10 protein-coding genes and 1 pseudogene are annotated in these 12,314 nt (G+C 38.7%); 7 read left to right on the top strand and 4 right to left on the bottom strand.

What is annotated here, in order from left to right; genetic code table 11:
• Positions 1-316 (top strand): annotated as a pseudogene (locus tag M901_RS02125) (hypothetical protein); the annotation flags it as partial.
• A gap of 63 nt (positions 317-379) precedes the next feature.
• Positions 380-997: an HPP family protein gene (locus M901_RS02120; RefSeq protein ID WP_021276494.1), complete on the top strand. Its 618-nt coding sequence runs from the start codon at positions 380-382 to the stop codon at positions 995-997.
• A gap of 2 nt (positions 998-999) precedes the next feature.
• Here M901_RS02120 and M901_RS02115 read toward each other — a convergent pair whose 3' ends face one another.
• Complete coding sequence (locus M901_RS02115; protein ID WP_021276507.1) at positions 1,000-1,512, bottom strand: DUF3365 domain-containing protein; 513 nt, start codon at positions 1,510-1,512, stop codon at positions 1,000-1,002.
• Positions 1,512-2,366, bottom strand: a complete 855-nt coding sequence (locus tag M901_RS02110) for an MBL fold metallo-hydrolase (RefSeq protein ID WP_021276491.1) — start codon at positions 2,364-2,366, stop codon at positions 1,512-1,514. The genes M901_RS02115 and M901_RS02110 overlap by 1 nt, the downstream gene beginning before the upstream one ends.
• 105 nt (positions 2,367-2,471) lie before the next feature.
• Here M901_RS02110 and M901_RS02105 point away from each other — a divergent pair, with 105 nt between their 5' ends.
• From M901_RS02105 to M901_RS02085, 5 genes are all read left to right on the top strand, one after another.
• Positions 2,472-3,122 (top strand): Crp/Fnr family transcriptional regulator, encoded by a 651-nt coding sequence (locus tag M901_RS02105; protein WP_198295321.1) that lies wholly within the window; start codon positions 2,472-2,474, stop codon positions 3,120-3,122.
• 75 nt (positions 3,123-3,197) lie between these two features.
• Positions 3,198-4,028 (top strand): sulfite exporter TauE/SafE family protein, encoded by an 831-nt coding sequence (locus M901_RS02100; RefSeq protein ID WP_021276511.1) that lies wholly within the window; start codon positions 3,198-3,200, stop codon positions 4,026-4,028.
• Positions 4,029-4,096: 68 nt separating this feature from the next.
• Positions 4,097-5,365, top strand: coding sequence for a flagellar hook protein FlgE (locus tag M901_RS02095; protein ID WP_021276488.1), 1,269 nt, complete (start codon positions 4,097-4,099; stop codon positions 5,363-5,365).
• 19 nt (positions 5,366-5,384) lie between these two features.
• Positions 5,385-6,512 (top strand): methyltransferase, encoded by a 1,128-nt coding sequence (locus M901_RS02090; RefSeq protein WP_021276492.1) that lies wholly within the window; start codon positions 5,385-5,387, stop codon positions 6,510-6,512.
• A 12-nt stretch (positions 6,513-6,524) separates the two neighbouring features.
• Positions 6,525-7,265, top strand: coding sequence for a Bax inhibitor-1/YccA family protein (locus tag M901_RS02085; RefSeq protein ID WP_034719649.1), 741 nt, complete (start codon positions 6,525-6,527; stop codon positions 7,263-7,265).
• A gap of 38 nt (positions 7,266-7,303) precedes the next feature.
• Here the strand turns inward: M901_RS02085 and M901_RS02080 are convergent, their stop codons facing one another.
• Both M901_RS02080 and M901_RS02075 read right to left on the bottom strand, forming a co-directional pair.
• Positions 7,304-10,666 carry a tail fiber domain-containing protein gene (locus M901_RS02080; RefSeq protein ID WP_157679767.1) on the bottom strand — a complete coding sequence of 1,121 codons (3,363 nt, stop codon included), beginning with the start codon at positions 10,664-10,666 and terminating at the stop codon, positions 7,304-7,306.
• 171 nt (positions 10,667-10,837) lie between these two features.
• Entirely contained in the window at positions 10,838-12,238 is a 1,401-nt protein-coding gene (locus tag M901_RS02075; RefSeq protein ID WP_021276503.1) for a chitobiase/beta-hexosaminidase C-terminal domain-containing protein, read from the bottom strand.
• Between the last annotated feature and the right edge of the window lie 76 nt (positions 12,239-12,314).

Below are 12,314 nucleotides of genomic sequence, written 5' to 3'. Positions count from 1 at the left end.
TTCAACTAAGAACACAGGAAGAGACAAGAAAATTGTTGATAATTTCTTTAGAGACGTGAAAATTTCTGGAAAGGTAACGGCCATTAAGAAGAATATGCTGATTACTGAAATGGTCATGAAAGGTAAGAAAGTAAAGGTTCCTATGAAGTACACACTTGAAGGTTCTAAACTTTCAGCGACTGGAACAATCGATGTCTTCGATTTCATGATGCATTCAAATCTTGATGCCATCAACAAGGCCTGTAAGGCCCTTCACGAAGGCAAGACTTGGAATGATGTTAACATTGAATTAAAAACAGATCTTACATCTTGTTAAGAACTCTCTATGAGTTTTTGTGCCGTAGTTTTTCTACGGCACTTCCTCTGCTATAATAACACTATGAGTTTTATAGTTTCCTTCAAAGGCCAATTTCAACCCTATCCTCTACCAGATCTCTCTCACTACGATAGAGTTAAAAATGTCTATAAGGCCAAACAGGCCCAAGAATTGAAAGATAATCATGAGAACGAAACTCCAATTGAGGGAAATTTTGAAAACACCAAAAACCGTCATAGCTCTCAAGGCATAAGCGCATACCAAAAGAGTGAGAAGCAGTATCAGCAAGAAAGAATTCCTCATCAGGCCCGAGATATCATGTCGACAAATGTAAGGGTTCTCTCCTACAGAGCTTCACGACAGGAGGGAATCGAAATGATGGATAAATATGGATTTCGCCACATCCCTGTTATCAATGACGAGCAGACACTTATTGGAATAATTTCGGAAAAAGATTTTCTCGCGAAACCCTTGAATGGAACGATTGAGACTTTAATGAGTGAAAAAGTTTTGACTTGTCTTGATACAACAAGGCTTCAAGATATTGCGAAGATTATGCTCCATGAAAAACTAGGTGCTCTACCTGTCGTTAACGAGAAACATATCTTGGTAGGTATTGTTACTCAAACTGATATCCTACAATTTGTGACTCGTATCATGTCGATAAATCAACTCTTTTAAACTTATTTGAATTTAACCCAAAAGATCCCACGAAAGTCATTCGCTTTATAACCCTTGGCCTTATCATTAGGATAGAGTTTAGCTAACTCGCTTTCGACGCTCTTTGAAAGTTTAGCCCCATGACAATTCAAACAGAGTCCTTTTAGATAGATTGGCTCTACATAAGCCGTTTCACCTGTTTTTAAACGAATGACTTGAGAATCTTTGGAAGCCGTTGTTTCATAACTCTTCAAGACATCTTCCATCCATGCCTGTGGTTTATTCTTTGGATTTCTATACTTTGATGATGAACGTCCAACTGTATAACTGGGCGTTGAAACCTCTTCAGTTACAACCGGCGCCTTAAGCTGACAAGTTCCAATGGCACCGCTCACCCCATGGGTTTTAATTCCCTGCTTGAGCTCTTTCATTAGCCCCATCTTTAAAGGCTTAAGTGCTTTCTTACCTAGTTCTGAATAATTTGCTTCTTGAGTATAGACACTTGTTAAAAGTCCTAGTGTAATGATTAACTTCATTAGAGCCCCAATGGAATTTTTATATAACGAGTTCCGTTTGATTCTTCTTCAGGTAAATGCCCTGCTCTCATATTCACTTGGATACTTGGAAGAAGAAGTCTTGGTGCATTTAATTGGGCATCTCGATTCTTTCTAAAAGTCACAAATTCTTCTTTTGACGTATCACCTTTGAGTTGAATATTTCTTTCTTTCTGGGCCTTAACAGTTGTCTCCCACTCAATTTCTCTGCCACCTGGCCCATAATCGTGCCCTACAAAGATTCTTGTTTCTTCTGGAAGTTGGTAAACCTTCATCAAAGAGTCATAAAGCATTTCGGCATCCCCTTTTGGAAAGTCACAACGTCCTGTTCCCATATCTGGCATGAAGATAGCATCTCCAGTGAATAAGGCATCACCAATAAGATAACTAACACAGGCAGGAGTATGCCCAGGAGTTGCAATAACTTTTATACTAAGGCTTCCGGCGCTCAGAACTTCTTCGTCCTTCACAAGTTGGTCGAATTGAGAGCCGTCACATTGACATTGTTGTGCCATATTAAAAACGGGAGTGAAAACTTCTTGCACTAATTTAATATTCTCGTGAATGACAATCTTTGCTTGCGGATAAATATTCTTTAATAGCTGTGATGAAGACAAGTGATCCGCATGCACATGTGTCTCTAGAATATAATGAAGATGAAGAGAGTTCTCTTGAATAAATTCTTTTGCGATCTCAAAACTTTCTTGACTAAGTTTTCCAGAGTGAGGATCAAAATTATAGACGGGGTCAATAATGACTGCATCTTTTGTGGCCTCATCATAGACAATATATGTCAAAGTGAATGTATCCTTATCAAAAAATGTCTGTATCTTCATATGTCTTCCTTCCCCTAATGGTTTATCAATCCTTACAAATAAATTTATAGGAATATTTGAATAAAAAACATGACCATCGTCAAATAAGTTGAGTAAAATATGAACATGAGCTTCGAATTTAGTGAAAAATATGACTTATTGTCCCAATTAGATGATGAACAAATCAAACATCTCGTTACTGTCAAAGTAAAAAAGGGTGAGATTATCTACCATCAAGGGGATGCCCCAACAGGTGTCTATCACGTTAAAAATGGCCATATAGGGCTTATCACTTTTGCCCCAAATGGCAATGAAACTCTATTAAGAGTTTTTGGGCCAAACTATTTCTTTGGTCATCGTTCACTTATAAGTAATGAAGATTACCATGCCACGACAATGGCCCTCGTCGATTCAGAACTTATCTTTATACCAAGTTCCGACTTTGACAATATAGTCCATGCAAAGCCAAATATTCTCATGCATGTGGCCCAAGTTCTGGCAAAGGAATTGAGAAGGGCCGAAAATAAATTCAGAGATCTGGCCAACTCCAATGTTACAAGTCGAATTATCCAGGCCCTTGCCTTCATCAAAACACGCTATCCTGATCACAAGTGGACGAGAAAAGAGATCGGAGAATACTGTGGCGCAAAGACGGAAACAGTCTCAAGAGTCTTAGGAAGACTTGAAAAAGAGGGCCTCATTGTTAAAGAAGGTCGTGGAATTGTAATCCCTAGTATAGAGAAACTCTACGAAAGAGCTGAAGAACTTGATGAGTAGAATGATTTAAAAAAGGTTGATCATCATCAATGTCTTTGATGATCTTTACCTCTATAATCAATCTACGGAGGGATTATGATTTTAGGATATTTATTAGCGACATTAATTGGACTTAGTCTGGGCCTACTCGGTGGTGGAGGTTCAATTTTGACTGTCCCTATACTAGTCTATGTTCTTAAAATGGACCCAAAACTCTCAATTGCCCTCAGTCTGGCTATAGTTGGTAGTACAAGTTTAATTGGATCTATCACCCATTTTAGAAATAAGAATATTAACTTATCTGTAGCAATGATCTTCGCCCCATTCGCAATGATTGGAACATTTCTTGGTGCAAAGATTGCGGCCTATATGTCGGGCTCAACTCAACTTATCCTCTTTGCGGTGATCATGATCTTGGCCAGTGTCTTTATGTTTAAAGGAAGAAAGGACGTTGGGGCCCAACAAGATAAGAAGCTCAATTACTTTGTCATAGGATTACAGGCCATAGCAATTGGAATTGTCACTGGTATCGTTGGTGTTGGAGGAGGATTTCTTATTGTTCCAACGCTTGTTCTTTTGACAGGGATTTCTATGAGACAGTCGGTGGGAACATCACTTCTCATTATATCTTTGAACTCACTAAGTGGTTTTGTAGGTTACCTTAATCAGATCACAGTGCCATGGTCCTTTCTTGGAACATTCATTATTTTTACAAGTCTAGGAATAATCGTTGGTGCCAAACTCATGAATAAAGTTCCGCAACAAACACTGAAGAAGGTTTTTGCAATTTTCCTCATTATAATGGGAAGCTTAATTCTTTATAAGAATCGCGATAAGATTACAGTGACTTCAATACCAAAACTTGAGAAGCTCGAATCAATTACTCAAGATAGACGCATTGTGACACCAATTAAAAATTACTTGTAAGTAAATTTATCTTGCTTCTGCCCCTGTACATGGGACAATAAGATAGTCTGCCCGTTCAGGAGGAACAAATGGGACTACTCAATTCATTACAAAATAGTATTTCTGGAAGCCAAGCAAGTAGCAAGAAAATGAGCTCTGTCTCGGACAATATTGCCAATGCGGGAACTCACGGATTTAAATCAAGTAACGCAGAATTTGAAGAGGCCCTGTCAGATTCTTTTGATTCAGGTGTCAACCCTACTTCCCATATGGCCGGAACAAAACACTCCATCACAAAATTGAATATGGCCCAAGGGGAGATCTCAAGATCCGCAGCGGGAACAGATATGGCCATTAGTGGAGAGGGTTTCTTTCGTGTTGAAACACCATTTGGAGCGGCGTACACAAGAGATGGATCTTTTCAATTTAATAAAGATGGAGAACTCGTAACTGGAGATGGCCATAAGGTACAAGGTTACCGTGTTGGAGATGACGGAAAGGTCACAACTCAGCAGAGTGTTTTAAAGATTAGTGAAATAGAGAGACCAGCCAAAGCAACGGCCAATGTGGATCTCACGTTGAACCTAGATGCTAGAGAAGATAATAAAATTTTTGATCCTCAAAACCCTTCACAAACCTCAAATTTTTCAAAGGAAGTCAAAGTCTTCGATTCAACTGGTAAAGAAAGATATGTCACTGTCTATTTTACAAAAGTCGATAATAATCAATGGCAATACAATGCTATGATTGATGGAAAAGATTTTCCAAATGGTCAAGAAGGACAACAATATCCTGGGGCCTCAGGAGTTCTAACTTTCAATAACGGTGTTCTACAAAATGAAAATAAGCTTGTCTCAACACTAAACTTTGCAGATGCCGGAGCACAAGAAGTAAATTTTGACTTTGGTGAATCTATTGCAGATGGTGGTGATGGGGCCAATGCCTCAACGACTTATGGGACAAAATCAAGTGTTTCAAAATTTAGGGCAGATGGAAATAAATTGGCGACACTAAAATCTATTGGCTTTGGGGCCGATGGAATGATGCAGGCCTATTTTGATAATGGAGAAATCAAGGACATTGCCCAAGTTATGGTTGGAAAGTTTCAAAATAATCAAGGGCTCAAAAAGGTTGGTAGCAACCTCTATGTCGAAACAAATTCATCAGGACAAGCTTCCCTTGGAACACCTGGCTCTGATGGTCGAGGAAATGTCCTGGCCCAATCGATAGAAATGTCCAATGTGGATATTGCTAACGAGTATGTCAACTTAATGTCGACTCAGGCCACATTTGCGGCCAACTCAAAAGTCTTCAATACTTCAGACCAGCTACTGCAAAAAGTTATCAATCTTAAATAGAATATGATAAAAATATTCTATGGAAATTTACTTTAACAATCCTCTTTTGCAGGATTCTCAAAAGCTTATTTTAAAGCGTTATCCTGAGACAAGGGATGACAACTTACGTGCTTGGGATGCCGCTGATGAGCTTATTCTCCAAGACCTTAAAAAGCGTGAACTATCTAAGAAAAAGATACTTATTATTAATGACAGTTTTGGTGCTCTGACGTGTGGACTGTCTCAATATGACAGAACTTCTTATATTGATAGCTATGTCTCTCAAAAAGGTATTGTGAAAAATCTTAGCGAGAATAAGCTCGAGCAATGCCAACTCATCAATGATTTAGAATTATTAGATCCCAACATAAGGTATGATTATATCCTGATTAAACTCCCAAAGAGTTTGAGCTTTCTAGAGGATATTCTCTGTCACCTACAAAGGGTTATGCATGAACACTCTCTTGCCATTTTTGCAGGGATGATTAAGCATATGCCAAAGAGTAATTTTGATCTTATCCAAAAATATCTAGGTGAAACGACAACTAGCTTAGCAAAGAAGAAGGCCAGACTTATCTATGCTAGAAAAGAAGTCGTCGATCAATCTCGATACAAACCAAAAGATCTCCACGTACAAGGACTTGAAAGTCCCCTAACCAATCTCTCGAATCTCTTTTCTAGAGATAAGTTAGATATTGGAACTCGATTCTTTATCGAGAACCTTCCAAAGGATCAACAAGGCCCAATCCTTGATCTAGGTTGCGCTAATGGTATCGTTGGAATTATGGCCAAGAAGTTAAATCCAACGGCTCAAATTATCTTTGTCGATGATTCCTATATGGCCATCAAAAGTGCGAGAATTAATTACCAAAAATTCTTTGATGATGAAGCACAATTTATTTGGATGAATTGTTATGAGCAAGAGGACCTCCCCAAAGTACAAGTTGTACTTTGTAATCCCCCCTTCCACCAAGGAAATACAATTGGTGACTTCATTGCATGGCAGATGTTTCACGATGCCAAGCGCGCCCTGACTCCAGAAGGTCTTATCAGAGTGATCGGAAACCGACACTTGGGCTATCACGTGAAACTAAAAAAGATATTTAAAAACTCGAATGTACTTAACCAAAACAAGAAATTTGTTATAATAGATTCGTATAAGAATTAAGGAGGATCTATGATCAATTCATCAAACCCTGCACTAAAAAAAGATACTTTCCAAGTCTCAGCGACCCAAGAAAGAATGACTTTTGCAGGTGTGGCAAACAAGGGAATGCTCTTACTTGTCTTTTTACTGACGACTTTTATTTATGGTTGGAATACAACGCTAGATGCTCTTTCACAAGGGGCCGCTCCTTCACCAGCAATTATGTTTGGATCGGGAATTCTTGCTTTTATTCTGGCCCTCGTAACAATCTTTAAAAAAGAGTGGTCTCCAATCACGGCGCCACTATACGCCTTTAGTGAAGGGTTACTCTTAGGTGTGATTTCTGCCGTTTACAATTATAAATTTCAGGGAATCGTATTCAATGCAGTCTGCTTAACATTTGGAACTTTTATCTCTTTATTACTAATGTATCGTTGGGGATTTATCAAGGCCACGGGAACATTTAAGAAAGTTATCTTCGCTGCAACTGCGGGAATAGGAATCGTCTACCTCGTGGGGTTCATTCTTTCTTTCTTCTCAATTCAAATACCTTTCATCCACTCAGCAGGACCAATTGGAATTGGATTTAGCCTCTTCGTTGTGGCCATTGCGGCCCTAAACCTAGTCTTAGACTTTGATTCAATTGAACACGGTGTAAGAGCTGGTGCTCCAAAGTATATGGAGTGGTATTCAAGCTTTGCCCTACTTATTACTTTAGTATGGCTCTATATTGAAATTCTAAGATTACTTTCTAAACTTAATCGTAGAGATTAGATAAATTCTAGGCATGAAGCCCCATATTCATGCCTAGCCTATTTCTGACAGAATGGAGCGTTTGGATCTTTTTGGCAGAGATAAGCTTTTATCATAGCATTCTCGTCTTTTATTCTCTTATTCTCGTCTTCAAGTGAAGCAATGATTCTTTGTTGCTCTTTCGTCGCCTCGACGATAGGCGCAACGAGTTTAGAATAGGCGACAGACTTCATTCCCTTACTATCTTCAACAACGGCTTCAGGAAAAACTTCTTCAATATCTTGTGCAATAAGACCCATATCTCTTCTTTCCACAAAGTTCATCTCAGGGAACTCTTTAGTTCTCCAATCAAAGTAAACTCCACTTAAGGCCAATACTTTATCTAGCGCATTTGGAATAACTTTAATATTCTCTTTATATCTCACATCAGAAGTATTAACAAAAGCTGCATTCCCTGCGACCTGTCCAACAACATGAAGCTTATAAGAAGGGCTTGTTGTCCCAATTCCGACATTCCCAGAATCAGAGCTGCCACCCATTTGAACAAATAGTGACGATAATCCCCAAGGGTTTTTGATATCAAGTCCTCCACCAGAAGTCCAAAGTTCAACATGGGTTCCCATGGTTGTTGCCGTTGCTCCTTTTCGAGATAATAGTTTTGATGTCTGTCCAAGGCTTGGATTGGACCATTTTAGTCCCCCATCAGCTTTTAAATTAAGAGTATTTTTTATAAATGCTCCCCCTTCAACATGAAGATGATTTGATGGACTAGTAGTCCCGATCCCAACAAATCCATATCCATTTACATAGACACCTTCACTATCACCATCTCCACTTAGGAAGTTAGTTCCCATAATAATATTTTGAGAAGCTGTGTGATTACCAAAATTATCCCCTGAGCTACCAGCTGAAAGATCTATACAATTAGCATTATTTTCATCACATATTTCAGCAGCATTAATGACTCCTGTATCAACGTCAAGCTTAACAGCTGGCGATGCTGTACCAACACCAACATTTCCATTTTTTAAAATAGTTACTGCATTTGATCGAGCAGCACTTGATGCTCCATTACCAACCACAAAGATAGGCTCTGTAGCGATCCATGAATCAGAACTTCCGGCAATCGTTTCATTATAGCTCCCTACAACTGTTGAAGCATAAGAGTCAGTTCTAGTTCCATATCCAACGGCCGTACTTCTTTGTGCAATTGATACTGATGAATCCCCAAGCGTTTGTGATCTCGCTCCACTTGCCGTTGCACCATATCCAATTGCAACAGAAGAGCCTGTTGCCGATGCAGTCGATCCAAGACCAATGGCCACGCCATCTGTTCCAGCGTTATTTCCATTTCCTATAGCGACGGAATACGTTCCCCATACAGAGTTATTACCACCAAGAACAATTGATCCTGTCCCACTATTATCATTAGAGTTATCACCTGCTGTTAAGGCACCGTCTGTTGATGAGATTGCCTCTAAAACCGCCTGAGGTGAACTTATACCAACACCAACTTTTCCAGTATTAAAATAAATATCACTACCACTTGTTGTCCACTGACTTGAAGTTAAACCACTTGTTTGTGATAGAACATAAGTCTTCATTGCAGAAACTGATGCGGCCTGATCTGTTTGTGATCCAGCAGTCGAATTAACGACCGCCGATGCCTTTGCTCTTGCATCAGTAAAATATTGGTTTGTCCCTTCAACGACAGCAGTTGTATTGAGTGTTTGCCAAGATTTATCACCTCGATAATATTGCGATGTTGTCCCTGCACTTAGTGATGGTTCCTTAGTCGCAATGTCAGTATTATTTCCATTCACTTGCCCTTGCAACTTTTCAATTGCAACCTCTATCGTATCAACATTTGTCACCGTTGTATCAGCACCAGTAACAAATCCACTCAGTACAGAACTAGAAGCACTTGGAAGATTCGTTAATTGAGAACCATCAACAGCAGGAAGGCGTGAGCTTGCATCTAGTTGAACAATTTGATTTGCCCCGACTCCCACATTGACATTGAGAGTTGCAGAACCACTTGTTGATCCACCCGTTAAACCAACACCAGCAATCACATCAGTAATATCTCCACTTGCAGTTGAAGGAGTTGTCCATGAGAGAATACCTGCTCCATCTGTTGTTAAGACTTGTCCAGCACTTCCCTCATCCCCAGGCAGAACCAAGAAGTAATCAGCGGCCAAGTTAACCGGTGTGCGAATTTCGACAAGGTTCGTATCACCATCTCTTAATCGAAGATTACCAATATTTTCAATATCATTTCCATCAAGATTTAAATTACCAGTCATCGCAACAGAACCATCTTTTTTCAAGTCACCTGATCCCAAGCCAGTCGTTGCCGTATCAACATAGGACTTAACCGCATTTTGAGATGGCACAACAGTGTCACTAGTCCCAAGTCCCGTTGCTGTTGAAATAGTATTTCGTGTATCTAAGTCACTAACACATGACCATGTATAAACAGGCCCTGCACTCATCTGGAGCTTTTCTGTGGCACTACAACTCAAGACTGTAGAAATATCGACGGCATTTCCCGCAGCAGTACCAATGACAGCTTTTGTTGCAACAGAAGTATTTGTTGCGTTTATTTGTCCCTGAATTTTTTCAATGGCACCTTCAACAGTGTCACTATTATCTACTGTAGAGTTCGATCCAACAGTGAATCCACTAAGAACAGTTGATGTTGTCGGGTTAGGTAGATTTGTCAGTTGACTCCCATCAACATTAGGTAATCGCCCACTACCATCGAGTTGAACAATTTTATTTGCAGAGGTTCCTACATCAACAGCAATAGTTCCCGATGTTGTAATCGTTCCACCAGTAAGTCCAGTTCCAGCAGTTATAGAAGTTAAGCTTCCAGAACTCGGAGAGATACAAGTAAACTTGGCTCCATTCTTTGAGAAGACTTCACCGTCACTACAACTGGCGGTGAGATCTATCATAGCTGGTGTAATTGCTCCAGCGCTAACTGCTTCGGCCTCACTCGCCTTTTGTGCTCTATGAGCCATTGGAACAGAGAGAATATTTTGATAATCATATGAAATCGTATTAGAGAGGTCGTGAACACGGATCATAAGATTGTGTCCGGAAGGAATATTTCTCATAATATCGTTAATATTAGAATAAATTCCTGGAAATGTTCCCGCATTATCAAAATCCAACTCAACAGTAAAAATCCCATTTGAAAGAGCAACGCTATTGATTTGCTGCCAAGCTTGAATCGTCACAAGGTCATTAGAATAATAGAGTTCGAATTTTAGATTAGGACTTCCTGATACAGGTGTTCCATCCGACTGTACAAGTCGTCCAGAGTAACCAAGCTTATCGGTATTTGCAAATACATGAGTATTTACTACTACAATAATGAATAGAAGTATTCTTCCTACCATCTTAAACAAAATCAATATTCCTCCCTAATGCAATCCATATAAATACATATCGATTACTAAAGGTATAACATTTAGAAAGAAGGAGGTTTCAGAGGTTCTAAATTACAATTACTTAGAATTAAGTGTCTGCATAAAGTTTCTAGATTTACGCCTCAAATACATGACATAAGGGCATTATTAAAAGATTTAGTGAGATATTGTCATTTGACCGTGTTCGAGAATTAGACCAACTTTTTGATTTTTTGAAGAGCCTGAATTTGTCAAAGAAGGAGGAGACTGAAAGTGACTATAAGATTGAAATTGACCTGAAAATTCTCTAACTGAACCACTAACAGGAGTTGGTCCTGAAGCAGAAAAGCTTTGAATAGGAAAATCAACGATCTCTATATTTTGAGTCTGACATGTAAAGGCATTAAGGCTTCTATCCTCAATAACAGTCACAATATAATTATCACCGACTTCCAACCTCGCTAGATCAACACTTTGATTTATTTGATCCGAAACACTCAATACAGAGATATCAAAATCATCCTGAATAATTGCTACAGGAGGACTCGAAAGGGATACATAATTAGAAACAATATCTTCACATGACCAATTTAAACCGGAGCTAGTTGGATTATGTGATTTGAAGTTAAATTGATGGTAGAAATGTTGAGGCTTACCAAAACTTAATGATTGAGTATTATTTGATAGAGGTAACTCAGTTGTTTGCAATTGAAGCTTGGGAAAATTAACTGTTAAGCTAGGTGTTGAAGAGTCAATCACATATGTTAAGTCTACAACACTTGTACTGGACGAATTATTACTACCATAGAAAGAGACTTTATATGTATTATCTGCTGGTCCAATTGAAAGAGGTCCAGAATAAAGAGACGGGCTAGAAATGGGGTCACATGTTCCTATTCCAACATGTACACAGTAATATATCTGGGCAGGTTCACTACATGAGATTGAGACAGTCGTAGCTGAAGAGTATGTTCCCTGAGCTCTACTATAAGTACAAGTAAAACTATTATTACCATTATTTGAAGAACTCCCATCAAACAACCCAAATTGAGAAAATCGAGCCGTATCTTCACCGGTGCTTGCTTTTGAGGAATTAGTAATATCTACAATTGGATCATCTAACAATATTTTATACGTTTCCTCAGGTGTAGCACTCTCATAATGAGTGGTATTATCCACATCACCCCTATTACTTATAGCTGATTTTTTAAACGTGGTTTTAGGTAAAACTTTATTTCTTCCTGCCTCAAACTCAGGATGATTATCAAAAGAAATCCTAGACTGTTCAACTCTAGTTCTATCCCTTCTTTGAAAACTTGTACTATCATTTTCCCTTTTTTTAATTGAAGCAGGTGTCCTCTTAAGAGATGTGACTAACTTATCTCTATTATTTTGATTCAAGATTGGTATTTTATGCGAAATATCACCCGTATCAACACCCTCTTCGAAATTCTGACCACTATAGCCCTTTCTACCAAAATAGAATATCAATGAGAAAATAACCAAGAGTGTTACAAGACTTGTAAAAGTCAAGAGAGTATCTTTGAATATAAGTTTAAAAAAGTCTTTAACTAGCATACTTAAACTCTATCGGATTCTTTTATAAATGAATTAATATTATAGAGTAAACTTAGCAAAACTAGACTACTGAATA

Origin of the sequence: Bacteriovorax sp. DB6_IX (genome assembly GCF_000447775.1) — a bacterium.
GTDB lineage: Bacteria > Bdellovibrionota > Bacteriovoracia > Bacteriovoracales > Bacteriovoracaceae > Halobacteriovorax_A.
This window is presented reverse-complemented; position numbering and strand designations above follow the sequence as displayed.